Origin of the sequence: Ralstonia sp. PBBBR1, from assembly GCF_002256165.1 — a bacterium.
GTDB classification, from domain to species: domain Bacteria; phylum Pseudomonadota; class Gammaproteobacteria; order Burkholderiales; family Burkholderiaceae; genus Ralstonia; species Ralstonia thomasii.
The window spans coordinates 59,369-84,575 of record NZ_NKIL01000002.1; the positions used below are offsets into that span (position 1 = coordinate 59,369).

General features: G+C 63.3%; 23 protein-coding genes and 1 tRNA gene. 16 read left to right on the forward strand and 8 right to left on the reverse strand.

Annotation, left to right across the window (positions count from 1 at the left end):
- Positions 1-4: 4 nt before the first annotated feature.
- A complete protein-coding gene (locus tag CFE42_RS00310) occupies positions 5-592 on the reverse strand; it encodes an NUDIX hydrolase (protein WP_004627131.1) in 588 nt (195 codons plus the stop codon).
- A gap of 193 nt (positions 593-785) precedes the next feature.
- Positions 786-862: transfer RNA gene (locus CFE42_RS00315), tRNA-Met, on the reverse strand.
- A gap of 230 nt (positions 863-1,092) precedes the next feature.
- Here CFE42_RS00315 and CFE42_RS00320 point away from each other — a divergent pair.
- Complete coding sequence (locus tag CFE42_RS00320) at positions 1,093-2,127, forward strand: quinone-dependent dihydroorotate dehydrogenase (RefSeq protein ID WP_037043519.1); 1,035 nt, start codon at positions 1,093-1,095, stop codon at positions 2,125-2,127.
- 16 nt (positions 2,128-2,143) lie between these two features.
- Here the strand turns inward: CFE42_RS00320 and CFE42_RS00325 are convergent, their stop codons facing one another.
- Complete coding sequence (locus tag CFE42_RS00325; RefSeq protein ID WP_004627127.1) at positions 2,144-2,383, reverse strand: hypothetical protein; 240 nt, start codon at positions 2,381-2,383, stop codon at positions 2,144-2,146.
- A gap of 390 nt (positions 2,384-2,773) precedes the next feature.
- Between CFE42_RS00325 and CFE42_RS00330 the strand changes: the two genes are divergently transcribed.
- Positions 2,774-4,675, forward strand: a complete 1,902-nt coding sequence (locus CFE42_RS00330; protein ID WP_004627126.1) for a potassium transporter Kup — start codon at positions 2,774-2,776, stop codon at positions 4,673-4,675.
- Between the two features lie 79 nt (positions 4,676-4,754).
- Here CFE42_RS00330 and CFE42_RS00335 read toward each other — a convergent pair whose 3' ends face one another.
- The 3 genes from CFE42_RS00335 to CFE42_RS00345 form a co-directional block, all read right to left on the reverse strand.
- The gene (locus CFE42_RS00335) at positions 4,755-5,195 is read right to left on the reverse strand and encodes a hypothetical protein (protein ID WP_004627123.1); all 441 of its coding nucleotides are present in this window, start codon (positions 5,193-5,195) and stop codon (positions 4,755-4,757) included.
- Positions 5,196-5,381: 186 nt separating this feature from the next.
- On the reverse strand, positions 5,382-7,715 hold the full coding sequence (locus CFE42_RS00340) for a Tex family protein (protein ID WP_004627120.1): 2,334 nt from the start codon (positions 7,713-7,715) through the stop codon (positions 5,382-5,384).
- Positions 7,708-7,836 carry a hypothetical protein gene (locus CFE42_RS00345; RefSeq protein ID WP_259393685.1) on the reverse strand — a complete coding sequence of 43 codons (129 nt, stop codon included), beginning with the start codon at positions 7,834-7,836 and terminating at the stop codon, positions 7,708-7,710. The genes CFE42_RS00340 and CFE42_RS00345 overlap by 8 nt, the downstream gene beginning before the upstream one ends.
- On the opposite strand from CFE42_RS00345, the gene CFE42_RS00350 reads away from it, so the two are divergent.
- The 3 genes from CFE42_RS00350 (at position 7,826) to CFE42_RS00360 (ending at position 11,054) form a co-directional block, all read left to right on the forward strand.
- Positions 7,826-8,590, forward strand: coding sequence for a hypothetical protein (locus CFE42_RS00350; protein WP_012435888.1), 765 nt, complete (start codon positions 7,826-7,828; stop codon positions 8,588-8,590). The two genes, CFE42_RS00345 and CFE42_RS00350, sit on opposite strands and share 11 nt — an antisense overlap.
- A gap of 34 nt (positions 8,591-8,624) precedes the next feature.
- Positions 8,625-8,828: a DUF465 domain-containing protein gene (locus tag CFE42_RS00355; RefSeq protein WP_004627116.1), complete on the forward strand. Its 204-nt coding sequence runs from the start codon at positions 8,625-8,627 to the stop codon at positions 8,826-8,828.
- 84 nt (positions 8,829-8,912) lie between these two features.
- Complete coding sequence (locus CFE42_RS00360) at positions 8,913-11,054, forward strand: ATP-dependent DNA helicase (RefSeq protein ID WP_024972642.1); 2,142 nt, start codon at positions 8,913-8,915, stop codon at positions 11,052-11,054.
- A 66-nt stretch (positions 11,055-11,120) separates the two neighbouring features.
- Here CFE42_RS00360 and CFE42_RS00365 read toward each other — a convergent pair whose 3' ends face one another.
- A complete protein-coding gene (locus CFE42_RS00365; RefSeq protein WP_024541696.1) occupies positions 11,121-11,978 on the reverse strand; it encodes an outer membrane protein assembly factor BamD in 858 nt (285 codons plus the stop codon).
- Positions 11,979-11,993: 15 nt separating this feature from the next.
- Between CFE42_RS00365 and CFE42_RS00370 the strand changes: the two genes are divergently transcribed.
- Complete coding sequence (locus tag CFE42_RS00370; protein WP_004627109.1) at positions 11,994-13,106, forward strand: RluA family pseudouridine synthase; 1,113 nt, start codon at positions 11,994-11,996, stop codon at positions 13,104-13,106.
- Positions 13,090-13,899: a peptidoglycan editing factor PgeF gene (gene pgeF / locus CFE42_RS00375; RefSeq protein ID WP_004627107.1), complete on the forward strand. Its 810-nt coding sequence runs from the start codon at positions 13,090-13,092 to the stop codon at positions 13,897-13,899. Before CFE42_RS00370 ends, pgeF begins: the two co-directional genes overlap by 17 nt.
- Before the next feature lie 4 nt (positions 13,900-13,903).
- Here pgeF and CFE42_RS00380 read toward each other — a convergent pair whose 3' ends face one another.
- Positions 13,904-14,140, reverse strand: coding sequence for a hypothetical protein (locus CFE42_RS00380; protein ID WP_004627104.1), 237 nt, complete (start codon positions 14,138-14,140; stop codon positions 13,904-13,906).
- A gap of 269 nt (positions 14,141-14,409) precedes the next feature.
- Between CFE42_RS00380 and phaC the strand changes: the two genes are divergently transcribed.
- The 9 genes from phaC (at position 14,410) to CFE42_RS00425 (ending at position 25,147) form a co-directional block, all read left to right on the forward strand.
- The gene (gene phaC / locus CFE42_RS00385) at positions 14,410-16,203 is read left to right on the forward strand and encodes a class I poly(R)-hydroxyalkanoic acid synthase (protein ID WP_004627102.1); all 1,794 of its coding nucleotides are present in this window, start codon (positions 14,410-14,412) and stop codon (positions 16,201-16,203) included.
- An 89-nt stretch (positions 16,204-16,292) separates the two neighbouring features.
- Positions 16,293-17,474: an acetyl-CoA C-acetyltransferase gene (locus CFE42_RS00390; RefSeq protein WP_004627100.1), complete on the forward strand. Its 1,182-nt coding sequence runs from the start codon at positions 16,293-16,295 to the stop codon at positions 17,472-17,474.
- A 122-nt stretch (positions 17,475-17,596) separates the two neighbouring features.
- Positions 17,597-18,337, forward strand: coding sequence for a 3-ketoacyl-ACP reductase (locus tag CFE42_RS00395; protein WP_004627097.1), 741 nt, complete (start codon positions 17,597-17,599; stop codon positions 18,335-18,337).
- Between the two features lie 405 nt (positions 18,338-18,742).
- Positions 18,743-19,297: a polyhydroxyalkanoate synthesis repressor PhaR gene (phaR, locus tag CFE42_RS00400; protein WP_004627096.1), complete on the forward strand. Its 555-nt coding sequence runs from the start codon at positions 18,743-18,745 to the stop codon at positions 19,295-19,297.
- A gap of 198 nt (positions 19,298-19,495) precedes the next feature.
- Positions 19,496-20,476, forward strand: coding sequence for a tRNA-dihydrouridine synthase (locus CFE42_RS00405; protein ID WP_037043460.1), 981 nt, complete (start codon positions 19,496-19,498; stop codon positions 20,474-20,476).
- A 66-nt stretch (positions 20,477-20,542) separates the two neighbouring features.
- Positions 20,543-21,904: a 30S ribosomal protein S12 methylthiotransferase RimO gene (gene rimO / locus CFE42_RS00410; RefSeq protein ID WP_004627092.1), complete on the forward strand. Its 1,362-nt coding sequence runs from the start codon at positions 20,543-20,545 to the stop codon at positions 21,902-21,904.
- 87 nt (positions 21,905-21,991) lie between these two features.
- A complete protein-coding gene (gene bktB / locus CFE42_RS00415; protein WP_004627089.1) occupies positions 21,992-23,176 on the forward strand; it encodes a beta-ketothiolase BktB in 1,185 nt (394 codons plus the stop codon).
- The gene (locus CFE42_RS00420; RefSeq protein ID WP_004627087.1) at positions 23,151-23,894 is read left to right on the forward strand and encodes a hypothetical protein; all 744 of its coding nucleotides are present in this window, start codon (positions 23,151-23,153) and stop codon (positions 23,892-23,894) included. Before bktB ends, CFE42_RS00420 begins: the two co-directional genes overlap by 26 nt.
- Positions 23,895-23,935: 41 nt before the next feature.
- Entirely contained in the window at positions 23,936-25,147 is a 1,212-nt protein-coding gene (locus CFE42_RS00425; protein WP_004627086.1) for a cystathionine beta-lyase, read from the forward strand.
- Positions 25,148-25,207 lie beyond the last annotated feature (60 nt).

Consider the following 25,207-nt stretch of genomic DNA (forward strand, 5'->3'; position numbering starts at 1 on the left):
AGTGTTACGGCGTCGTGGCCGGCGTGTCGATTGCAGCCGAGCGCATCGGCTTGTAGATGTCGAGCGTGTGGAGGCGGAAGCTGCCGTCAGCCAGCCTGCCGGCTGCGCGGTCTGCAAAGAAGCAACGCAGCGTGTGGATGACAGTCGGGAAGGCCAAGTCATCCCAAGGGATGTCGGCTTCATGGAAGAGTGCGACTTCCAGGCTTTCTTCGCCCGGGGCGAAATCCAGATCGTTCAGCGTGGCCAGATAGAACAGGTGCACCTGGTGCACGTGCGGCACGTTGAGCACGGAATACAGCTCGCCGATTTCGACGTTGGCGCCGGCTTCTTCCTGCGTTTCGCGGTTGGCGGCCTGCGCGGTGGTTTCCCCGATTTCCATGAAGCCTGCGGGCAACGTCCAGAAGCCGTAGCGCGGTTCAATGGCGCGCTTGCACAGGAGGATCTGATCGTTCCAAACCGGCACGGTGCCGACCACGTTGCGCGGATTCACATAGTGAATCGTATTGCAATGGTCGCAAACGTCGCGCAGTCGGTTGTCACCGGCGGGAATGCGCGAGACGACTGACTGGCCGCAGTTGGAACAGAATTTCATGGGGAATCGTCGCGGGTGGAATGCCTCAGTGTATCACCGCGGCGATGTGGCCCCGCGTGACGCAGTTGGGGTGGGAGTATCCACGGAGTTGCACGCGAAACGGTGCACACAGAGGCGTCGGAAAACAAAAAGCCCGCTGTGTGCGGGCTTGATGATTCGGCTCAGGTCTTGGAGCGAGCCGTTCTACTTTGGCTGGTTGCGGGGGCAGGATTTGAACCTGCGACCTTCGGGTTATGAGCCCGACGAGCTGCCAGACTGCTCCACCCCGCGTCCGTCGAATAAAGGAGTATAGGGAAACCTATGCGGCAACGCAACACTTATTTCGCGCGGCATGCATATTGATGGTGCATGTTACCCGTGGAGAGGGCCCGCGATGCCACGCGCCGACGGGTTGTTAGACACATCGTGCGCAGTCATGTTCGAAAGCGGTGCGCACGATGCATTGCGGCGTGCCGGCCGTTTACAATGCCGCCTTTCGCGTTCTTCTCTTGATTCCGACCGTGCTCAACGCCCTGTACCCGCTTGCCCGCCCGCTGCTGTTTTCGATGGACCCCGAAGACGCGCATCATTTCACGCTGAACCAGCTCAAGCGGGCGCACGCGATGGGCCTTTCGGGCTGCATCGGTGGCCGCGTAGCCCCGCGGCCGCGCACGGTGATGGGCGTAAAGTTTCCCAACCCGGTGGGGCTGGCTGCCGGCCTGGACAAGGATGGCGCGTATATCGATGCGCTCGGCGCGCTCGGCTTCGGCTTTATTGAAGTTGGCACGGTCACGCCGCGTGCGCAGCCGGGCAACCCGCGCCCGCGCATGTTCCGGCTGCCGGCTGCCAATGCGCTCATCAACCGTATGGGATTCAACAACGGCGGTGTCGATGCGTTCATCAATAACGTGAAGGCATCGAAGTGGCGTGAGGCCGGCGGCGTGCTCGGCCTGAACATCGGCAAGAACGCCGACACCCCGATCGAGCGCGCCGTCGACGATTACCTGCATTGCCTGGAGCGTGTGTATCCGCACGCAAGCTACGTGACGGTGAACATCTCGTCGCCGAACACGAAGAACCTGCGTCAACTGCAGGGCGCGAGCGAGTTGGACAGCCTGCTAGGTACGCTGCGCGACGCACAGCAGCGTCTGGCCGATCTGCATAAGCGCTACGTGCCGGTAGTGCTGAAGATTGCGCCGGACCTGGATGACGACCAGATTGCCAACGTTGCCGACGCACTTCTGCGCCACAAGATGGACGGCGTGATTGCGACCAACACGACGATCAGCCGTGAGGCCGTCGCCGGTCTGGCGCACGCGGAAGAGGCGGGCGGATTGTCGGGCCAGCCGGTGCGCGAGGGCTCGACGCGGGTGATTCGCGCCTTGCATGGTTTGCTGGGCGATGCTGTGCCCATCATTGGCGTGGGCGGCATTCTCGCGGGCGAGCACGCGCGCGAGAAGATCGACGCTGGCGCGCAGCTGGTGCAGCTGTATACGGGATTGATCTATCGCGGCCCAGGTCTGGTGGCGGAATGCGCGCGCGCACTGGCGCGTTGATGCTGGCTGGTCGCGCCTAGCGGCGCAGCAAGAAGATGATGAGCGCGCTGGCGGCCACCACGGCGGCTGCCAGATCGTACGGGCCGGCGTAATCGGCCCAAACAGACGGGTCGAGCCGCTGCATGAAGGCCGATTGCGCCCATGGCAGGATCATGCGCGGGATCGTAAACAATAGGGCGGCCACAACCAGCAGCACGATCAGTGCGGTCAGCGAAGGCTTGGAACGCCCCAGGATGCGGATGGATGAGTGGGGCAAGGCCGTCCCCGTTTTGGATGCGTCGGGCGGCTGGTTGCAAGTCGCTCAACGTAGTTTGCAATAAAGGTTTGTCAGGCATTTTCCTACAAAGTTCTGTCGGCTGCAGTCCTACTTTCGGCTATGTGCAGTGCCGCACGCACAATGTGTTGCCCGCACGCTAGGGAGCCGGATTGGCGTTGCACAATGTGCTCCATTCGGGTTTTATATGCCTGGGCAATTTTATTTCGGCGCTGGGGAACGTTTTCCCTGTAGGGCAGAGCATCGTGATGCACTGCGGCAACGAATGCCCGTTCGAGGGGTTGGCGTGACGAAGGCGGGGAGTACAATCCGCCCTCATTGTGCAATGCACGATTTTTTGAGCGGCCAGAAGTTCGGCCGATTTCCAAGTTAATGAGTCAAGCTCTCACAGCAACCGGGTCGCCCCAGACCAACGTGAACCTGCGCGCCATGGTGATCGGCGCCGTGGGTGTGGTGTTCGGAGACATCGGCACCAGCCCGCTGTATTCGCTCAAGGAATGCTTCAGCCCTGATCACGGCATTCCCTTCTCCAGCGGTGCGGTGCTCGGCATCATCTCCATGCTGTTTTGGGCGATGGTGATCGTGGTGTCGCTCAAGTATGTGCTGTTCGTCATGCGCGCCGACAACAACGGCGAGGGCGGCATTCTCGCGCTGATGGCGCTGTCGCTGCGTACGGCCAATACCGATTCCCGGCGCATGTCGCTGCTGATGATGCTGGGCGTCTTCGGCGCGTGCATGTTCTACGGCGACGCCGTGATCACGCCGGCCATCTCCGTCCTGTCGGCCATGGAGGGCCTGGAGATCGCCGCGCCCGCGCTGTCGCCGTTTGTGCTGCCGATCACGATCGTGATTCTGGCAGTCCTGTTCCTCATCCAACGGAGCGGCACGTCGGTGGTCGGCAAGCTGTTCGGTCCGGTGATGCTGCTGTGGTTTGCCGCGCTAGCCGCGCTGGGCATGATGAATCTGGTGAAGGCGCCGCAGATTCTGGTGGCCGTCAACCCGATGTATGCGATTTCGTTCCTGCACGACCATGCGCTGCAGGCGTTCATCGTGCTGGGTTCGGTGTTTCTGGTGCTGACCGGCGCTGAAGCGCTGTACGCTGACATGGGCCACTTCGGCGCCCGGCCCATCCGCTGGGCGTGGTTCTTCATCGTAGCGCCGAGCTTGTTGGTGAACTACTTCGGCCAAGGCGCCATGCTGCTGACCGACCCAAGCACCATCGAAAACCCGTTTTACCGTTCCGTGCCGGAAGCGCTGCAACTCCCGATGGTGGTGCTTGCGGCGGCGGCTACCGTCATTGCCTCGCAGGCCGTGATTTCGGGAGCGTTCTCGCTGACGAGTCAGGCGATTCAGCTTGGCTTTGTGCCGCGCATGCGCATTCGCTACACGTCGGAAGCCGAGATCGGCCAAATCTACGTGCCGATGGTCAACTGGATGCTGCTGATCCTGGTGGTGGGCGTGGTGCTGGCATTCAAGAAATCCGACAACCTGGCCGCCGCCTACGGCATCGCCGTGACGACCACGATGGTCATTACCACGGTGCTGGCTGCGGTGGTGATGCGCTCGGTCTGGCGTTGGCATCCGGCGCTGGTGACGCTCGTGAGTGTCTGTTTCCTGGTGGTGGACTTGGCGTTCTTCGCCGCGAACCTCTTGAAGATCCGCGATGGCGGTTGGTTCCCGTTGACGCTGGGCGCCGGTGTGTTCTTCCTCCTGATGACCTGGTACAAGGGCAAGAAGCTTCTGCGTGCGCGCAGCCTGGAGGATGGCATCCCACTCGAGCCGTTCCTGGCTGGGTTGCTGGCCCATCCGCCGCATCGGGTCGAGGGCACGGCCGTTTTCCTCACAGGCAATACCGAATTCGTGCCGGTGTCGTTGCTGCATAACCTCAAGCACAACCGCGTGCTCCACGAGCGCGTGATCTTCATCAGCTTCGTCACACGCGATATTCCCTACGTGGACGACAAGCACCGCGTGTCCGTGCGCGATCTCGGCAGCGGCATCTACATCGTCAAGGCGGATTATGGCTTCAAGGAAACGCCGGATGTGTACCGCGTGCTCGAACTGGGGCAGCCGCAGATCGGCACGCGCTGTGAATTGATGGATACATCGTTCTTCATCGCGCGTGAGTCGGTGGTGCCGTCCAAGCTGCCGGGTATGTCGATGTGGCGTGAGCGGCTGTTTGCATGGATGCATCAAAACGGCGCCAAGCCGTCGGACTTCTTCCACATCCCCGCCAACCGCGTGGTGGAACTGGGTACCAAGGTCGAAATCTGATCAACCTTCCGCTGCATAACAAAACGGCCCGTGCGAGAGAGACGCACGGGTCGTTTTGTTTGTTGGGGCGGGGCCGCAATTACATCTTCGCAGCGGCGTGATTGCGCTCGCGGACTTCGTCGTTGCGGGCGTGGACGTCGTGGTTGCGGTCCTTGACGTCGTGTCGCAGGTCTTTGCGATCGCGGTGCAGGTCGCGGCGCTCGGCGTTGACTTCATGCTGCTCTTCGGCGCGCTTCTTGTTCCAGTATTCGGCACCCCCGACGTTGCCCTTGGCCAGGTCGCGGTCTTCGCGGCGTTGATCGGCGTTGCGGTCGGCGCGGTCGGCGTTCAATGCGGCCTTGTCGGCGCCGATGTCCGCGCGATCACGGCGGACATCGCGGTTGTCGTGGCGGATGTCACGGTTGTCCTGGCGAATCTGCTGATTGTCTTGCTGAACTTGCTGGACGGGCGTGGTCTGCGCGAAAGCGGCGGTACCGGCAACAGCAAGCAGGGCGGCAATCAGGGTGTGGCTCGTCTTCATGGCGTTTCTCCTCGTGGGTCCCAGGCGGTGCGCCTGTGTCACCTTAACGGGCCGAAAAGACTGGCCGACGACGCATGAGTGTTAGCAAAGATCCATGCGCGTAAGGACTTGTAACGGCCCGCACGCGGCCATGAAAAAACCCGCCGAGTCCGAAAACCGGGCGGGTTCCGCTCAATAGAATGCGCGTTAGCGCTTGAGCTTGGCGAACGCTTCTGCCATGGCGCCGGACGGTTCCGGCGCACGACGTTGCTGACCGACGTGGCGACCGCCGCCGCTGCTCGGGCGATCGCTGCCGCCCGTGCGCGCGGCCGTCTGACCGGGCTCATCCGAGAGGCGCATCGTCAGGCCGATGCGGTTGCGCTTCACGTCCACCTCCATCACCTTGACCTTGACGATCTGGCCAGGCTTGACCACCTCGTGCGGGTCGCGCACGAACTTGGTCGACAGCGCCGACACGTGTACCAGGCCGTCCTGATGCACGCCGATGTCGATGAAGGCGCCAAACGCCGCCACGTTCGTCACCACGCCTTCGAGCACCATGCCGGGCTGCAGGTCCTTGATGTCTTCCACGCCGTCCTGGAACGTCGCCGTCTTGAACTCGGGGCGCGGGTCGCGGCCGGGTTTTTCCAGTTCAGACAGGATGTCGACCACGGTCGGCAGGCCGAATTTCTCGTCGGTGAAGTCACGGGCGGTCAGGCCACGCAGTGCCTCGCGGTTGCCGAGCACGTCGCCGATGCCCTTCTTGATACTGTCCAGGATGCGCTTGACCACCGGATACGCTTCCGGGTGCACCGAGGAACGATCCAGCGGATTGTCGCCGTCGTTGATGCGCAGGAAGCCTGCGGCCTGCTCGAACGTCTTGTCGCCCAGGCGCGGGACTTTCTTGAGCGCGTCGCGGTTGGCGAACGCGCCGTTGGCATCGCGATACTCGACGATGTTCTTGGCGAGGATGGAGTTCAGGCCCGATACACGCGCCAGCAGCGGGGCAGAGGCTGTGTTCACATCCACGCCGACCGCGTTCACGCAATCCTCGACGATGGCGTCCAGCGCGCGTGCCAGCTCGCGCTGGTTCACGTCGTGCTGATACTGGCCGACGCCGATCGACTTCGGGTCGATCTTCACGAGTTCGGCCAGCGGGTCTTGCAGGCGGCGCGCGATCGACACCGCGCCACGTAGCGACACGTCCAGTTCGGGGAACTCCTTGGCCGCCAGCTCCGACGCCGAATACACAGACGCGCCGGCCTCGCTCACCACGATCTTGGTCAGCTTCAGCTCCGGTGCGTTACGCATCAGGTCCTGCACCAACTTGTCGGTCTCGCGGCTTGCTGTGCCGTTGCCGATGGAAACCAGGGCCACGCCGTGCTGCTTGGCCAGGCGGGCCATCGTCGCGAGCGAACCGTTCCAGTCGCGGCGCGGCTCGTGCGGATAGATCGTGGCGGTTTCGAGCAGCTTGCCAGTGTGGTCAACCACCGCGATCTTGCAGCCCGTGCGGATGCCCGGGTCGACGCCCATCACCGCTTTCGGGCCGGCCGGCGCGGCCAGCAGCAGATCGTGCAGATTGCGGCCGAAGATCTTGATGGCCTCGGCTTCGGCCGATTCCCGGAGTTGCGTGAGCAGTTCGGTTTCGATATGCGGCTGAACCTTCACGCGCCAGCACCAGCGGCACACGTCCGACAGCCACTTGTCAGCTGCGCGGCCCCTGTTTTCGATGCCGACATGGCGCGCGATCATGATTTCGCACGGGTGCGGGTTCAGCGCGTCCTGTTCTTCGCCGAGTCCGAGTTTGACGAACAGCACGCCCGCATTGCGGCCGCGGAACAGGGCCAGCGCGCGGTGCGACGGCACGTTGCGGATCGGCTCGCTATACGCGTAGTAATCGCGGAATTTTTCTTCTTCGGCGGTTTCCTTGCCTTCCACCACGGTCGACGAAACCTGGCCTTGATTCCAAAGATGGTCGCGCACCTTGCCAAGCAGCTCGGCTGTCTCGCCAAATTGCTCGGAGAGGATGTCGCGTGCGCCGTCCAGTGCGGCCTTCACGTCCGGCACGCCACCATCGGCGGTCGGATTGCCGTTGACGAACTTGGCGGCTTCGGTTTGAGGATCGAGCGTGGGGTCGGCCAGCAGCGCCTGGGCCAGCGGCTCCAGGCCGCATTCGCGGGCGATCTGAGCGCGTGTGCGGCGCTTGGGCTTGTAGGGTAGGTAGAGATCTTCCAGCACCTGCTTGGTCTCGGCCGCCTCGATGGCGGTGCGCAGGGCATCGGTCAGCTTGCCTTGCTCTTCAATGGAAGCCAGGATGGCCGCGCGGCGGTCTTCCAGTTCGCGCAGGTACAGCAGGCGCTCTTCCAGGTTGCGCAGTTGCGTGTCGTCCAGGTTGTCCGTCACTTCCTTGCGGTAACGTGCGATGAAGGGCACGGTGGCGCCTTCGTCCAGCAGTTGCACGGCGGCGGCAACCTGCTGGGGCCGGACCGCCAGTTCAATGGCGATGCGGGAGACGATCTTCTGCAACACGGAATCAGTCATTGCTTCCAGAGAGTGCGATGGAAAGCCGCGCATTTTGCCACAACGCGAACCCTGTTCCTGAGCTGAAATCCGTGGCCGCGCGGCGTTTGCCGCACAGGCGCGGTGATAAAATGCGCGTCATGCCTACGCTCCTGTTTTCTGCCCGTCGCCGCGCTGCTGCGCGCCGCGCTTCCCAGCTGGTTCTGCCGGCGTCCGTGCTCAGTGTCGCGCTGCTTGCCGCGCCCGCATGGAGTCAGTCTCAGCCCGCCTCTGCGCCGACTGCGGCGGTGCCCGCCACGCAGCCCGATTTCGGCGCCGAGCACGATCGCATCGCCAGCGCCAAATCCTGGGCCGAATACCGGTACGCCCAGGCCGAGCGGGCCTGCTACGACAAATTCCTCGTCACGCGCTGCATCGACAAGGCCAAGGATGTGCGTCGCACGGAACTCCACTCCATCCGCGAACGCGAGTTGGCATTAGACGAAGCCGAGCGCGCCGACCGCGCTGCCCGTCGCGACCAGGAGCGTGCCATCCGCGAGGCCCAGTACAACGCCGAACGGCCCCAGCGCGAAGCTGCCGAGCAGAAGAATCGCACCGATTTTGCGAGCAAGCAGGAGCAGCAGCGGCTGAATGAGGCGCAGCGCCAGGCCGCTGCGCCGCAGCGCGCTGCCAACGCGCAGGCCGCTGCCAAAAAGCAGACCGATTACGACGCTAAGCTGAAAGCCGCGCAGGAGCAGGGCGCAGCCAATGCCGCCAAGCGTGCGGAAAGCGCCAAGCAATTCCAGGAAAAGCAGCAAGACGCCGCCAAGCGCCAGAAGGAATTGGAAGAGCGCCGCGAACAAGCCAAGCGCCGAAACCAGCAAAACCAGAACAACACCAGTCCGCTGGGGTTCTAAACTTCAGCCAAGGCCGGGTTTCCGGAGGAGAGCGATGGACAGCGATCTGAATACGATCTCGCGTCGCATCATTGAATTGCAGATCGAGCACCGCGATCTGGATTTCCTGATCGACCGGCTGGCGACGACTGCCAATCACGACGAGTTGCAGTTGCGCCGTCTCAAGAAGCGCCGCCTGAAACTCAAGGACACCATCACCCTGCTACAGTTGCAGCTTGAGCCGGACGTGCCGGCCTAGCGCCCGCCCGAACTTGGTTCGATTTTCATCCCGAGAGGCCGCAATCACGTGCGGCCTCCGTCATTTGACCCCACGGATTCCGCGTTGACTTCGCTTTCCCCGCTGGCCGAGCCGTCGGCTGACTCCGACGCCGATGCCGGCGACGCTTCGGCTCCCGCTGCCTCTGTACCCGCCGATGCCCATCATGCCGAACTGTCGACGCTGTTCGCCGACGACGGTACGCTCGCCAAGGGTATCGAGGGGTACCGGCCCCGCAGTGCGCAGCTGACGATGGCGCAGGCCGTGGCCAACGCCATCGAAGCCGCCGATTCGATCATCGTCGAGGCCGGGACCGGCACGGGCAAAACGTACGCCTACCTTGTTCCCGCGATGCTTTGGGGCGGCAAGGTGATCGTCTCCACCGGGACGAAGAACCTGCAGGACCAGCTTTTCCTGCGCGACATCCCGACGGTGCGCAAGGCGCTCAATGCACCGGTGTCGGTGGCGTTGCTCAAGGGGCGCGCCAACTATGTCTGCCATTACCACGTGGAGCGCGCGTCGCAGAACGGACGTCTCTCTTCGCGCCAGGACGCCGCGTGGCTGCGCCAGATCAACCTGTTCCTGAAGACGACGAAAACGGGCGACAAAGCCGAACTTGCCAGCGTGCCCGAGAACGCACCGGTGTGGAATCTCGTCACCTCCACGCGCGACAATTGCCTGGGTTCGGACTGCGCATACTACAAAGACTGCTTCGTCATGCGCGCCCGCAAGGAGGCGCAGCAGGCCGACGTGGTGGTGGTGAACCATCACCTGTTCTTTGCAGACGTGATGTTGAAGGACACCGGCATGGCTGAACTGCTGCCCGCTGCCAACACGATCATCTTCGACGAAGCGCACCAGCTGCCAGAAACCGCCACGTTGTTCTTTGGCGAGACCATCTCCACGAACCAGATTCTCGAACTCGCACGCGACAGCGTGGCCGAAGGCCTTTCGCACGCACGCGATGCGGTGGATTGGGTCGCGATTGCCGCGCCGCTGGAGCGTGCCGCGCGTGATCTGCGCCTGGTCTTCCGCCAGGATGGCTCCCGCCTGTCGATCAAGCAGATCGACAATGATGCAGCCCTCGCCAAGCCGTTCTACGAGGTACTGCCGAAGCTGGAGCAGGCGCTCTCCGACTTTACCGGCGCGCTGGAGGCCCAGGCGGAACGCGCGGAGACCATCGAGCAATGCCATCGCCGCGCCGTGGCGCTGTGCGAGAAGCTTGAGGCGTGGGTCGATCCCAAGCCGCCAAAGGCGCCAAAGAAGGAAGGTGACGACGAGGGCAAGGAGGGCGAAAGCGCGGCGCCTGTCGATGAACGTGTGCGCTGGGTCGAGGTATTCGCCAACTCCGTGCAATTGCATCTGACGCCATTGTCGATCGCGCCGATTTTTTCGCGCCAGCGTGCCGGCCAGCCGCGCGCGTGGGTCTTCACCTCGGCTACGCTGTCGGTGCGCGGGAACTTCACGCACTATGCCGCGCAGTTGGGCCTGGATCGTGATCGATCGATGACGCTCGACAGCCCGTTCGACTATGCATCGCAAGGCTTGCTCTATGTGCCGCGCGATCTGCCGCAGCCGAGCGATCCGCGCTTTACCGATGCGGTGCTCGACGCTACCTTGCCGCTCATTGAAGCAGCGGGTGGCAAGACGTTCTTGCTATGCACGACGCTGCGCGCCGTCAACCGTGCGGCCGAACGATTGACGGATGAATTCGCGCAACGCGGTTGGGATTTCCCGCTGCTCGTGCAAGGTCAGGCCAGCCGGACGGAACTGCTGGACCGTTTCCGCACGCTCGGCAACGCCGTGCTGGTCGGTAGCCAGAGTTTCTGGGAGGGTGTGGACGTACGCGGCGAGGCGCTCTCGCTGGTCGTGATCGACAAATTGCCGTTTGCCCCGCCCGATGATCCGGTGTTGAGTGCCCGCATGGAGGCGCTGGAGAAAAAGGGGCTGAGCCCGTTTGCCGTCCACCAGTTGCCGCACGCGGTCATCACGCTCAAGCAGGGGGCGGGGCGGTTGATTCGCTCGGAGACCGATCGCGGCGTGCTGATGATCTGCGACCCGCGGCTGGTTGAGAAAAACTACGGTCGCCAGATCTGGCAAAGCCTGCCACCCTTCAAGCGTACGCGCGAGGCCGAGACGGCTGCCGAATTCCTTCGTTCCCTGCGGGCGGATTCGGATGAGCAGCCCACGGGCGGCTCTGAAGACTGACCCGCACGCACAAACAAAAAGCCCGGCCAATCGACCGGGCTTTTTGCTGTGCTGTGCGAACCTTGCTCACCACCATTGGTACCAGGGCTTGTCTTTCTTGCGCTGGCCGTAGGCGAGGAAATCACTCTTCGGGTAGTTCTGCTTGATGATGCGTTCGGTGTCGTCGCGCATGTCTTTCATGCCCAGTGCTTCGTACGACTTCATCATGATGTACAGCGCTTCTTCCACAGCCGGGGCGCGGTCGTAATCCTTGATGGCGTCCTGCGCACGGTTGACGGCGGCCAGGTAGGCTCCGCGGCGGTAGTAGTAGCGTGCGGCGCCCACTTCATGCTCGGCCATCGCGTTCACGATGTACTGCATGCGCTGGGTGGCGTCCGGCGTGTACTTGCTGTTCGGGAAACGCGTGATCAGCGTCTTGAACGCATCGTACGCGGCGCGTGCGGCCTTCGGGTCGCGCTCGCTCAAGTCCTGGTTCGAGAAGCGGCCGAGCCAGCCCAGGTTGTCGTTGAAGTTGATCAGGCCTTTGAGGTAATAGGCGTAATCGACGCTGGGGTGATTGGGGTGCAACTGGATGAAGCGGTCCACGGCGGCCAGTGCGGCAGCCGTCTCGCCATCCTTGTAGTTGGCGTAGGCGGTCTCGATCTGGGCCTGTTGGGCATATTGGCCGAACGGATAGCGGCTTTCGAGCTTTTCGTAGTACTTGACCGCCTTGGCGTAGTCGCCGCCGTCGAGCGAGTCCTTCGCTTCGGAATATAATTTGTTGGCTGACCAGCCAGCCGTTTCGTCTTGCTGTTCCGGCAGGATGCCGCAGGCCGAGATAGCCAGGCATGCAACGCCTGCCATCAACACTGCTCCGATTTGCGCGCGGATTCGATTGCCAATTCGACTAACAATACGCGCCTGCTTTACGCTCGTGACCGACATGGGCACCTTTTCTGAATGAAAAATCGCATCAAGCATTATAGCCCAAGCCCTGTGTCAGACGACGCACTGGCTGACGTTTCCCTCACTGCGCCGGAGACGGAAGACGCCCTCGATGATGAGGCGCTCGATTTGCCTGCCGCCGGTGCGGGCCAGGCAGCCGAGCCGATCATCATAGAGATTCCGGAAACCATGCACGGCGAACGCCTGGACAAGGCGCTTGCCAAGCTGCTGCCCGACTATTCGCGCAGCCGCCTCCAGCAATGGATTGATGCCGGCGCGGTGCGCCTGCGTGGTGAGGTGGTGCGCCCGCGTGCGGCCATCTCCGGCGGTGACCGCATCGAAGTCGTCCCGCAACGCGCGGCCGACGAAAACGCCTTCGTCGCCGAGCCCATCGATCTGGATGTGGTGTACGAAGACGACACGCTGCTCGTCATCAACAAGCCTGCCGGGCTGGTCGTGCATCCCGCCGCGGGTAACTGGAGCGGCACGGTGCTCAACGGCCTGCTGCACCGCTATCCGGACGCCGTGGAGTTGCCGCGTGCCGGCATCGTCCACCGCCTCGACAAGGACACCTCCGGCCTGATGGTGGTTGCCCGTACGCTGCCTGCCCAGACGGATCTTGTGCGTCAATTGCAGGCACGTACCGTCAAGCGGACTTATCTCGCGCTCGTGTGGGGTGAAACGCCGGACGAAGCCACGATTGACGCCCCGATCGGCCGCGACCCGCGTGACCGCACGCGCATGGCCATCATCGAGACAGCCAGCGGCAAGCCGGCGCGCACGCATTTCAAGACGCTTGACGTGGTGGACCTCGGGCGCGCACAGGTGTCGCTGGTGCGTTGCCAGCTCGAGACCGGCCGTACACACCAGATTCGTGTGCACTTTGAATCGGAGGGGCATCCGTTGCTTGGCGATCCGGTCTACACGCGCAACTTCCGACGTGGCCAGCCGCAGACGATCAAGGCGCAGTTGCCGGTGCCTTTTACGCGGCAGGCGCTGCATGCAGTGCGCCTGGGGCTCGTGCACCCAGCATCGGGCAAATCGGTGCACTGGGAAGCCGGCGTGCCCGACGATTTTGCCGATCTGCTGGAAGCTCTCGACCTGGACCCCGATGCCGATGTCAACTGACTGGATCGTCCCCGACTGGCCTGCGCATCCTCGCGTCAAGGCGCTGGCCACGACGCGCCTGGGTGGCGTCAGTACAGGACCTTACGGTTTGGCCGGCGGTTTGCCGGGTGGCCTGAACCTCGGCCAGCACGTCGGTGACGCGCCCGAAGCCGTTGATCAGAATCGCCGCATCTTGCGTGCAGCGCTACCCGCCGATCCAACATGGATGGAACAGGTGCACGGCACCGATGTGGCTGATCTTGATCAACTCGTTGGTACGTCAGCGCCTGTGGTCGCCGATGCGGCGGTGGCGTCCTGGCGGGATCGCGTCTGCGTAGTCATGACGGCCGATTGCCTGCCTGTCTTGCTGAGCGACGCCCGCGGCGTCACTGTGGGCGCCGCGCATGCGGGCTGGCGTGGTCTCTGTGGCGGCGTGATCGAGCGCACGCTCGACGCCATGATGCAGCGGCTGCGTGCCAGCGGCCAGGAGGCCGATCCCACGTGGCTGGCATGGCTGGGGCCCGCCATCGGACCATCATGCTTTGAAGTGGGTGAGGAAGTGCGTCAAGCCTTTATCGACGCCGTCAGGCCCGGCGAACTGCCTGCCACGGAAGCGGCGTTCCGGGAGGGCGTATCGGCTGGCAAGTTCTTTGCCGACCTGTATGCGCTGGCCCGGCTGCGGCTGGCGCGGGTTGGTTGTACCGACGTGTACGGCGGCGGCCTGTGCACGATGATGGACGCCGAGCGCTTCTATTCATACCGACGGGAGCGCATCACAGGCCGTATGGCCACGCTGATCTGGCGCGCCGAGTAAGCGTTCAGGCGGCGCCGTCGCCTGTGTCGCTGCTCAATGTGGCGGTGGTGTCCGCCTCGTCCTGCGCAGTTTCCTGGGCTTTCCGGCGCCGCCTGCGCGCCGGCGTGCTGACAATCCACAGGAAGAGCGATAGCGGCGCCACGCCGTAGAAGACAAATGTGCCGATGCCGGCAATCCAAGATTGCTCAGTCAAGGACATCATCAGCACGACATAGAGCCACGCGATGGCGACGATATACATGGGAAGAAGCGGTGCCCGGCGTTGGCGCAATGGGGCAGTCTCGCACGAAACTGCGCAAATTGGATCATAGCCCTGGCGCCGCGCTTAGCCATTTGGTGGCCGCCGTTTTCGTTGAATGCCGCAAGACCCGCGCTGGGCCGGCGTTTCTGTTCGATCGTCAGGTACTACGATTGACAGCCTTGAAACGGCAAGGCAACAATGCCTCGCAATACTACGAGTTGCGCCGCCGTTCCAACCGGAGCGGCGCATATCGTCGGATCGAGGGCACTATGGCATCGCGTCAATCGACATCATCCAAAGCATCTAGCGCCCACACTCAAGCTCCCTGGCCGGGCTTGTCGGACCCTACGCAGTGGGCAGAGCAGTTCAAGCAATGGCAAGCCTTTGCGGGCGCCTTCGCGCAACCCGGTGCGGCGGCGCCTGGTCTTGGCCAGTTCAACGGCGCAGCGATGGGTGAGGGTGCGGCTCCGTTCGCACTGATTCCGCACGAGCGGCTGGCCGAAATCCAGCAGAAGTATCTTGAAGAATGGCTTCAGATCTGGCGCCAAATGAGCACCGGCGAAAGCGCCGAAGCCGTGGCTCCGTCTGATCGTCGTTTCTCGAACGATGCCTGGCGCAAGAGTCCGCTCTATGGCTACGCCGCCGCGTTCTACGTGCTGAACGCCCGCACGTTGATGGAAATGGCCGATGCAGTCCAGGCGGACGTCAAGACCCGCGAGCGCGTGCGCTTTGCCGTTTCGCAATGGACAGCGGCCATGTCGCCGTCCAACTTCCTTGCGACCAACCCGGAAGCGCAGAAACAACTGATTGAGTCGCGTGGCGAATCCCTGCGCACCGGCATCCTGAACATGCTGCAGGACATGGAGCGCGGCAAGATCTCGCAGACAGACGAAACTGCGTTCGAGATCGGCCGCAACGTCGCCAACAGCGAAGGCGCGGTCGTTTTCGAGAACGACTACTTCCAGCTCATCCAGTACAAGCCGCTGACAGCCAAGGTGCATGCGCGCCCGCTGCTGCTGGTGCCGCCCTGCATCAACAAGTACTACATCCTCGATCTGCAGCCGGCCAATTCGCTCGTCCGCTATGCGGTGGAGCAGGGTAATACCGTATTCCTGGTGTCGTGGCGCAATCCGGACGCGAGCATGGCCTCCCGCACGTGGGACGACTACATCGAAGGTGGTGCGATCGAGGCCATTCGCGTTGCACGCGAGATCTCCGCGCAGGACCAGATCAACGTGCTGGGCTTTTGCGTAGGCGGTACGATCCTCTCGACAGCCCTGGCCGTGCTCGCGGAGCGCGGCGAGCACCCGGCCGCGAGCCTGACGCTGCTGACCACGCTGCTCGACTTTACGGACACCGGCATTCTCGACGTGTTTGTCGACCAGGCCCAGGTGGAAATGCGTGAAAAGACCATCGGCAGCAATGCGCCGACCGGCCCGGGCCTGCTGCGTGGCGTGGAGCTGGCAAACACGTTCTCGTTCCTGCGGCCGAACGATCTGGTCTGGAACTACGTTGTCGAGAACTATCTGAAGGGCAAGACGCCGGCGCCGTTCGATCTGCTGTACTGGAACGGCGACTCCACCAACCTGCCGGGCCCGTGGTACTGCTGGTATCTGCGCCATACGTATCTGCAGAACGACCTCAAGACGCCGGGCAAGCTGAAGGTGAACGGTACGCCGGTGGACCTCGGCAAGATCGAGGCGCCGGTCTACATCTACGGCTCGCGTGAAGACCACATCGTGCCGTGGAAGTCGGCCTATGGCTCGGTGCCGCTGCTCAAGGGCAAGCGGCGTTTCGTCCTGGGCGCTTCGGGACATATCGCAGGCGTCATCAACCCGCCTGCGGCCAACAAGCGTTCGCACTGGATCAATGCCAAGCTGCCCGAGACCGCAGATGCGTGGTTCGAGGGGGCCAAGGAGCATCCGGGCAGCTGGTGGCCGGATTGGTCAACGTGGCTGGCGTCACACGCCGGTGCGCAGAAAGCTGCACCCAAGGGTTACGGCAATGCGGACTACCCAGCCATCGAGCCGGCGCCTGGCCGCTACGTCAAACAGAAAGCGTAAGATCGCGCGCATGAACCCCCGTTGCCGTCGCGGCTTCGGCCGCTGACGGTATCCAACGACCCTCTCTTTCGACAGTGGAAGGTAAGCAAATGACCGATGTTGTGATCGTATCGGCGGTACGCACCGCCGTGGGCAAGTTTGGTGGCTCGCTGGCGAAGATCGCTGCGCCTGAGCTTGGCGCGGCCGTTATCCGTGAAGCGCTGGCGCGCGCCAAGGTGGCGCCGGACCAGGTGAGCGAAGTCATCATGGGCCAGGTGCTGACGGCAGGCTCGGGTCAGAACCCGGCGCGCCAGGCCGTCATCAAGGCTGGGCTGCCGAACATGGTGCCGGGCCTGACCATCAACAAGGTGTGCGGCTCGGGCCTGAAGGCCGTGATGCTGGCCGCCAACGCCATCATCGCGGGCGATGCCGAGATCGTCGTGGCTGGCGGCCAGGAAAACATGTCTGCAGCGCCGCACGTCCTGCCAGGCTCGCGCGACGGTTTCCGCATGGGCGACGCCAAGCTGATCGATTCGATGATTGTGGATGGGCTATGGGACGTCTACAACCAGTACCACATGGGCATCACGGCCGAGAACGTCGCCAAGGAATACGGCATCACGCGTGAAGCGCAGGACGAGTTTGCCGTGGCTTCGCAGAACAAGGCGGAAGCTGCGCAGAAGTCGGGCCGCTTCAATGACGAAATCGTTCCGATCCTGATCCCGCAGCGCAAGGGCGATCCGATTGCCTTCTCGCAGGACGAGTTCGTTCGCCATGGTGCCACGCTCGAGTCGATGGCTGGCCTGAAGCCCGCCTTCGACAAGGCAGGTACGGTGACGGCGGCCAATGCCTCGGGCCTGAACGATGGCGCCGCCGCAGTCGTCGTGATGTCGGCCGCCAAGGCCAAGGAACTGGGCCTGACGCCACTGGCCACCATCCGTGCTTACGCGAGCGCCGGCCTGGACCCGAAGGTCATGGGCATGGGGCCGGTGCCGGCATCCAAACGCTGCCTGTCGCGCGCCGGCTGGTCGGTGGGCGACCTGGACCTGATGGAGATCAACGAGGCGTTCGCCGCTCAGGCGCTGGCCGTGCATCAGCAGATGGGCTGGGACACGTCCAAGATCAACGTCAACGGCGGTGCGATTGCGATCGGTCACCCGATCGGCGCGTCGGGCTGCCGCATCCTGGTCACGCTGCTGCACGAAATGCAGAAGCGCGATGCGAAGAAGGGCCTGGCTTCGCTGTGTATCGGCGGTGGCATGGGCGTGGCGCTGGCCGTTGAGCGCCCGTAAGTTTTTTGCAGTGGGATTGGCGTGAATCGGAACGAATGCCTGACGCGCCAATCCGAGACACCTGAGCATTTGCCGCCCGGCAAGAGGCCGGGCGATTCTAACAACAAGGACTAGGAGTGGACATGACCAAACGCATCGCATACGTCACCGGCGGCATGGGCGGTATCGGAACGGCGATTTGCCAGCGCTTGGCGCGCGACGGCTTCACTGTTGTCGCAGGCTGCGGCCCGAACTCGCCGCGTAAGGCGAAATGGCTCGAACAACAAAAGGCGCTCGGTTTCGATTTCGTGCCGTCCGAAGGGAACGTCGGTGACTGGGAGTCGACCAAGGCCGCGTTCGACAAGGTCAAGGCCGAAGTGGGCGAGGTGGATGTCCTGATCAACAACGCCGGCATTACGCGCGACGTGGTGTTCCGCAAGATGACCCGCGCCGACTGGGATGCGGTGATCGATACCAACCTGACGTCGCTGTTCAACGTGACGAAGCAGGTCATCGACGGCATGGCGGATCGCGGCTGGGGTCGAATCATCAACATCTCGTCGGTGAACGGCCAGAAGGGGCAGTTTGGCCAGACCAACTACTCGACCGCCAAGGCTGGCTTGCATGGTTTCACCATGGCGCTGGCGCAGGAAGTCGCTACCAAGGGCGTGACGGTCAACACCGTGTCGCCGGGCTATATCGCCACCGACATGGTGAAAGCGATTCGTCAGGATGTGCTCGACAAGATTATTGGCACGATCCCGGTCAAGCGGTTGGGCGAGCCGACCGAGATTGCCTCGATCTGCGCATGGCTTGCATCGGAAGAATCCGGCTTCTCCACCGGTGCGGACTTCTCCCTCAACGGCGGCCTGCACATGGGCTGACGCTCCCACGCCTGTGCTGCGGCGATGCTGCAGCACAGGCGCAGCAATTTTTCTCCTGATTTGCCTGCATGCTGCGATGCTTGAGTGCATTGCAGCAGGCCTTTTGCGTCCTCTCCGTACAACTGTCCGAGTGCGTGAGCCGCATCAAAATGCTGCGGGTTTTTACCGGGGGAGGTCGCCTTTTCTTTGCAGAGCGATCCGCATAGAATCCAATCACGGAGGCGCTCCGCAGGGAGACACGGGGCGTCCGATCATAAACGGATGCATCTGCGCTGCTCTTGAATGCAGCATTCGCGCGCAGATCGGAACAGCCGGGCAACCGCGTATTTTGCTGCATCGCTCGGTGCAGTCATTTCGCAGTGCATCGGCTGCACCGCAGCAGCATCGCCAACACGGAAAGGCACGATGGCCACCAGCAAGAAGGGCACCGAACGGCTGATCAAGAAATATCCCAACCGCCGGCTCTACGATACCCAGACCAGCACCTACATCACGCTGGCAGACGTCAAGCAGCTCGTCATGGAAACCGAAGAGTTTCGCGTCGTCGATGCGAAATCCGGTGAAGATCTGACCCGCAGCATCCTGCTGCAGATCATTCTGGAAGAGGAAACCGGCGGCGTGCCGATGTTCTCCGGCGCGATGCTCGCGCAGATCATCCGTTTCTATGGAAACGCCATGCAGGGCATGATGGGCACGTACCTGGAAAAGAACATCCAGGCATTTGTCGACATCCAGAGCAAGCTGGCCGAGAACTCGAAGGACCTGTACAGCGGCAACACGTTCAACCCTGACATGTGGTCGCAGTTCATGAACATGCAGGGCCCGATGATGCAAGGCATGATGAGCAACTACATCGAGCAGAGCAAAAACCTGTTCGTGCAGATGCAGGAGCAGATGCAGAGCCAGGCCAAGAACATGTTCGGGACCTTCCCGTTCAACCAGCCGCCCGAGAAAAAGTAAGTTCGGCGGCCTGGAAAAACGAGGCGAATCGCATGGCGGTTCGCCTTTTTTGTTGGGCGCACGCCGGAGAGGGCAGCAAGGTAAAATACCGGTCCTTCAGGTGAGGTGTACGCCTCTCCGTCGATCACGATTCCCTCCCCGGTCTCCCATGTTTGATGTCCGCCCCCGGCGTGTGCGCCGGCTGTCTTCCGTTTTCGCATGAGCTGCCTTTTGCTTGCCCCGATGGAAGGGGTCGCGGATTACGTCATGCGTGACGTGCTGACGCAAGCCGGCGGCTACGACGGATGCGTCTCGGAGTTTGTCCGGGTGACGGGCTCGTTGCTCCCCGCGCGGACTTATGAGCGTGAGACGCCCGAGATCCGCAACGGCGGCTATACCGCCAGCGGCACGCCGATGACCATCCAACTCCTCGGCAGCGATCCGGAATGGCTGGCCCGCAATGCGGCATACGCGGCAACCCTCACGCCACATGGCATCGACCTCAACTTCGGCTGCCCCGCCAAGGTCGTGAACCGGCATGGCGGCGGCGCCATGCTGCTTGCCACGCCGGAAGTGCTGCACGACATCGTGCGCGCCGTGCGGGCCGCGGTGCCGGCCAACATTTCGGTGACGGCGAAGATGCGGCTTGGCGTTTCCGATACTTCCCGTGCGATTGACTGTGCGACGGCCCTGGCGGAAGGCGGTGCGGAATCGCTCGTCGTGCATGCCCGCACGCGCGATCACGGCTACCGTCCGCCCGCCCACTGGGACTGGATTGCACGCATCGCCGATGCCGTGAGCATCCCCGTGACCGCCAACGGCGAAGTCTGGACCGTGGCTGACTGGGAGCGCTGCCGCGCCGTCAGTGGCTGCAGTGACGTGATGATCGGACGTGGCGCCGTGTCCGACCCATTCCTGGCCCAGCGCATCCGCGGGCAGATGGACCAGGCGCCGTCCGCGACGGAATGGCCGATCGTGCTGGGCTATCTCGCCGACTACTTGAAAAAGCTCCATGCGCGCATCTCTGCCAAGCACGAGCATGGCCGCGTCAAACTGTGGCTGAGCTATCTGAAGCGGACGTGGCCCCAGGCCGCCGAGCTGCACGATGCCATTCGCAGGTTGCAGGACGCGCTGGAAATCGAGCGCGTGATTGAGCAGATGCAGCTTCGGCTTGGCCGCCCAGGCGCGGCGAACGGTTAAAATACGCAACCGCGCGGCACACCCCACGTGCGCAGCGCAAATCCTCTCCCACATCAGGTTGTTCCCATGTCCGACGTCAGTACCCAGAGCCCCAAGGTGGGGTTCGTCAGTCTCGGTTGTCCCAAGGCCTTGGTCGATTCCGAGCAGATCATCACCCAACTGCGCGCGGAGGGGTATGAGATTTCCGGCACGTACGGCGGGGCGGACCTGGTGGTCGTCAACACCTGCGGCTTCATCGACGAGGCTGTGCAGGAAAGCCTGGATGCGATTGGCGAGGCGCTGGCCGAGAACGGCAAGGTGATCGTGACCGGCTGCCTGGGTGCCAAGAAGGACGCTTCGGGCCAGGACATCATCACCAGCGTGCACCCGAAGGTGCTGGCTGTGACGGGCCCCCATGCGCTGGGCGAGGTGATGGAAGCGGTGCACACGCACCTGCCCAAGCCGCACGACCCGTTCATTGACCTGGTGCCGCCGCAGGGCATCAAGCTCACGCCGAAGCACTACGCGTATCTGAAGATTTCCGAGGGCTGCAACCACCGGTGCAGCTTCTGCATCATCCCGTCGATGCGCGGCGATCTCGTTTCGCGCCCGGTGGCCGAAGTGATGCTGGAGGCGGAAAACCTGCTGAAGGCCGGCGTGAAGGAACTGCTCGTCATCTCGCAGGACACCAGCGCTTATGGCGTCGATGTCAAATTCCGCATGGGCTTCTGGAACGGCCGCCCGCTGAAGACGCGCATGACCGAGCTGGTGGGCGCGCTCGGCGAATTGGCGTCGCAGTACGGCGCCTGGGTGCGCCTACACTACGTCTACCCCTATCCGAGCGTGGATGAGGTGATGCCCCTGATGGCTGAGGGCAAGGTCCTTCCCTATCTGGACGTGCCGCTGCAGCACGCCCACCCGGACGTGCTCAAGCGCATGAAGCGCCCCGCCAACGCCGAGAAGACGCTGGACCGCATCCGCGCCTGGCGCGAGGTGTGCCCGGAGCTGACCATCCGCAGCACGTTCATCGCGGGTTTCCCAGGTGAAACGGAGGAAGAGTTCCAAACGCTGCTCGACTTCATTGCCGAGGCCGAACTGGACCGCGTGGGCTGCTTCGCGTATTCGCCGGTCGAGGGCGCGACCGCCAACGATCTGCCGGGGGCATTGCCCGATGAGGTGCGCGAGGAGCGCCGCGCGCGCTTCATGGAAGTCGCCGAGCGCGTGTCTGCGCGCCGTCTGCAGCGCAAGGTTGGCAAGTCGCTGCGCGTGCTTGTGGACGAAGTGAATCAGGACGGCGGCATCGGCCGTTCATCGGCGGATGCCCCGGAGATTGACGGCCTCGTCTATATCGCGCCGCCGTCGAAGCCGTACAAGCGCTATAAGGCGGGCGATTTCGTGTCGGTCAAGATTACCGGCGCGGATGGCCACGACCTGTGGGGCGAGGTCTGACCCACTTAGGTAGTCGTACCTAAATTTTGCGAACGGTCGTGCGTTTATACTGGCCGCCATCCAATTTCGATGGCACAGGAGACAGCAATGGCACGTGAAGTGGTGGTGGTCAGCGGCGTTCGTACCGCAATCGGGACGTTTGGCGGCAGCTTGAAGGATGTGGCGCCGTGCGAACTGGGCGCGCTCGTCGTGCGCGAGGCGCTGGCCCGCGCCGGCGTGAAGGGCGAGGACGTCGGCCACGTGGTGTTTGGCCACGTGATCAACACCGAGCCGCGCGACATGTATCTCTCGCGTGTGGCCGCAGTCAACGGCGGGGTGTCGGCCGAAACGCCCGCATTCAACGTCAACCGCCTGTGCGGCTCTGGCCTCCAGGCCGTGGTGAGCGCAGCGCAAACCGTGCTGCTGGGCGATGCCGATATCGCCATTGCCGGTGGCGCGGAAAGCATGAGCCGCGCGCCGTACCTGGCGCCTGCCGCCCGTTGGGGTTCGCGCATGGGCGACGCCAAGATGGTCGACATGATGCTCGGCGCGCTGCACGACCCGTTCCACACGATCCACATGGGTGTGACGGCGGAAAACGTCGCCCGCGAATTCGGCATCAGCCGCGAGCAGCAAGATCAGACCGCGCTGGAGTCCCACCAGCGTGCATGGCGTGCCATCCAGGCCGGCTACTTCAAGGACCAGATCGTTCCGGTGACGATCAAGTCGCGCAAGGGCGATATCCAGTTCGATACCGATGAGCACGTCCGCCACGACGCGACCATCGACGACATGACCAAGCTCAAGCCGGTCTTCACGAAAGAAAACGGTACGGTGACGGCGGGCAACGCTTCGGGCCTCAACGATGCAGGCGCGGCGCTGGTGCTGATGGAGCGTTCGATGGCCGAAAAGCGCGGCCTCAAGCCGCTGGCGCGGCTGGTGTCGTACGGCCACGCTGGCGTCGATCCGAAGATCATGGGCATCGGCCCGGTGCCGGCCACGCGCAAGGCGCTGGAGCGGGCAGGCCTGTCGGTCAAGGATCTGGATGTGATCGAAGCCAACGAGGCATTTGCCGCCCAGGCTTGTGCGGTGACGAAGGAACTCGGCCTGGACCCGGCCAAGGTCAACCCAAACGGTTCGGGCATTTCGCTCGGCCACCCGATCGGCGCAACGGGTGCGCTTATCACGGTCAAGGCGTTGCACGAGCTGCAGCGCATCGGTGGTCGCTACGCGCTGGTGACCATGTGTATTGGTGGAGGACAGGGCATTGCGGCGGTGTTCGAGCGCATCTGAACGCATTTTCTCGATTGAACGCCTGATTCGGCCAACCGGCGCGTTGCTTGCGCTGGTGCTGGCCGCAGGCGTGGCGCCGGTGTCTGCCCAGACGCCGGCTGCCAACAACGGCTACGAGGTGTCGACCGGCAGCACCAACGTGCAGCCAGGTGACCTGGGCCTGAACCGCGCCGTTGCCGATGGCGACAAGCGTCGCGCTCAGGCCAGGAGGGGCGACAACGGCTTCTCCGCACAGACCGCATCGCCGCGTGTGTTGCAACCGCAGCCCGACTACGCGAAATACCCTGTCTACACAGGCGCAATTGGCGACATGCCGATCCACATGCGCCTTGGCCGCAAGGCCGGTGAAATCGACAGCGTCCACGGCGAATACGTCGCGGGCAACGCGGCGGGCGTTCGCTTGGTGGCCGGCGAATACGAAAACGGCGGCTTCCTCATGGAGGAGTCCGATGACGGTACGCACGTCACAGGCACCTGGGAAGGCGCCATCGACGGCCACGGCATTGTGCGCGGCACGTGGACGGACGTCGCCCACGACGGTCATACGCTGCCGTTTGTGCTGCGGCCCGTCGCCGTGGTCGTGATTCCGCCGTACGATGCCGCAGCAAACAGCAATGCGGCCTCGCCAGCCACGCCAATGACGCCGCTGGTCCCAGCGGGGCCTGGTCAGATTGCACCACCGGCCGGCAGTCCAACACGATCAAGCGCGCACTGGTAAGCGGCCGCAAAACGCTCATACGCCATCAAACAGGAAACCACGTGAACGACGACACCAAGCTCCCGCCCATGTTTCCCGCGACCCAGGCTGTGCATCCGGAATTGCATATCCCACCGGGCTTCACGGCGTTCTCGCATGCCACGTATCGTGCGTCGACGGTGGTGTTCAAGAATCTCGCAGACATGCGTGCCTTCGGTAGCGGTAGTGTGGTGCACTGGCGCTACGGCCTGCATGCCACGCCGACATCCGACACGCTGTGCCAGGCGCTGGCGCAGATCGAGGGCGGCTCACACACGCTGCTGCTCCCATCAGGGCTGGCGGCGATTTCGCTGGTGTACTTCACGCTCGTCAAATCCGGCGACGACGTGTTGATTCCGGACAACGCCTACGGTCCGAACCGCGACCATGGCGAGTGGATGGCACGCCAGTTCGGCATCACCGTGCGCTATTACGATCCGATGATCGGCGCCGGCATTGCCGACCTGATCCGTCACAACACCAAACTCGTGTGGCTCGAAGCGCCGGGTTCGGTGACGATGGAGGTGCCCGATTGCACGGCCATCGCCGAGGCGGCGCGCAAGGCCGGCGCCATTACGGCAATCGACAACACCTGGAGCGGTGGCGTGTATTACCAGCCGTTCGAGCACGGCATCGACATCTCTGTGCAGGCGCTGACCAAGTACCAATCGGGTGGCAGCGACGTGCTCATGGGCGCCGCCATCACCAACGACGAAGCGCTGCACTATAAGCTGCTTGCCACACGCATGCGCATGGGTTGGGGCGTTTCGGCGGACGATTGCTATTTCGTGTTGCGTGGCCTGCCGAGCCTGCCAACGCGCCTGGCTGCACACGATGCACACGCCCGCGAAGTGGCCGAATGGCTGGCGGATCGGCCCGAAGTCGTGCGCGTTCTGCACCCGGCACTGCCTGATTGTCCGGGCCACGAAAACTGGAAGCGCGACTTTACCGGCGCGAGCGGCTTGTTCTCGATCGTGCTGCACGAGCGCTATTCGCAGGCGCAGATCGACGCCTTTATCGAAGGGTTGCGCTACTTCGCGATCGGTTTTTCGTGGGGCGGGGCCCACAGCCTGGCGTTGCCGTACAACATTCCGTCGATGCGCACGGCGACCGCCTGGCCGCCGGCCGATTGGGAAAACGCGGGCGGTTTCGTGCGTCTGTATATCGGGCTGGAAGATCCGCGTGATTTGATTGCGGATTTGAAGCAGGCGATGGAGGCGCACCTGCGGGCTTGACCTTTCAAGCTTCAGGCGGCGGTGATGGCGGGGCGTGCGAGTTGATCGTGCCGCCCCGTT

Coding starts and splice junctions, on each gene's coding strand:
- phaR (WP_004627096.1), top strand. CDS start 18,743: ATGGCCACCAGCAAGAAGGGCACCGAACGGCTGATCAAGAAATATCCC.
- CFE42_RS00310 (WP_004627131.1), bottom strand. CDS start 592: ATGAAATTCTGTTCCAACTGCGGCCAGTCAGTCGTCTCGCGCATTCCC.
- CFE42_RS00350 (WP_012435888.1), top strand. CDS start 7,826: ATGCGCGTCATGCCTACGCTCCTGTTTTCTGCCCGTCGCCGCGCTGCT.
- CFE42_RS00370 (WP_004627109.1), top strand. CDS start 11,994: ATGAAAAATCGCATCAAGCATTATAGCCCAAGCCCTGTGTCAGACGAC.
- CFE42_RS00330 (WP_004627126.1), top strand. CDS start 2,774: ATGAGTCAAGCTCTCACAGCAACCGGGTCGCCCCAGACCAACGTGAAC.
- CFE42_RS00345 (WP_259393685.1), bottom strand. CDS start 7,836: ATGACGCGCATTTTATCACCGCGCCTGTGCGGCAAACGCCGCGCGGCC.
- CFE42_RS00365 (WP_024541696.1), bottom strand. CDS start 11,978: ATGTCGGTCACGAGCGTAAAGCAGGCGCGTATTGTTAGTCGAATTGGC.
- rimO (WP_004627092.1), top strand. CDS start 20,543: ATGTCCGACGTCAGTACCCAGAGCCCCAAGGTGGGGTTCGTCAGTCTC.
- CFE42_RS00395 (WP_004627097.1), top strand. CDS start 17,597: ATGACCAAACGCATCGCATACGTCACCGGCGGCATGGGCGGTATCGGA.
- CFE42_RS00380 (WP_004627104.1), bottom strand. CDS start 14,140: ATGTATATCGTCGCCATCGCGTGGCTCTATGTCGTGCTGATGATGTCC.
- phaC (WP_004627102.1), top strand. CDS start 14,410: ATGGCATCGCGTCAATCGACATCATCCAAAGCATCTAGCGCCCACACT.
- CFE42_RS00335 (WP_004627123.1), bottom strand. CDS start 5,195: ATGAAGACGAGCCACACCCTGATTGCCGCCCTGCTTGCTGTTGCCGGT.
- bktB (WP_004627089.1), top strand. CDS start 21,992: ATGGCACGTGAAGTGGTGGTGGTCAGCGGCGTTCGTACCGCAATCGGG.
- CFE42_RS00390 (WP_004627100.1), top strand. CDS start 16,293: ATGACCGATGTTGTGATCGTATCGGCGGTACGCACCGCCGTGGGCAAG.
- CFE42_RS00405 (WP_037043460.1), top strand. CDS start 19,496: ATGAGCTGCCTTTTGCTTGCCCCGATGGAAGGGGTCGCGGATTACGTC.
- CFE42_RS00355 (WP_004627116.1), top strand. CDS start 8,625: ATGGACAGCGATCTGAATACGATCTCGCGTCGCATCATTGAATTGCAG.
- CFE42_RS00340 (WP_004627120.1), bottom strand. CDS start 7,715: ATGACTGATTCCGTGTTGCAGAAGATCGTCTCCCGCATCGCCATTGAA.
- pgeF (WP_004627107.1), top strand. CDS start 13,090: ATGCCGATGTCAACTGACTGGATCGTCCCCGACTGGCCTGCGCATCCT.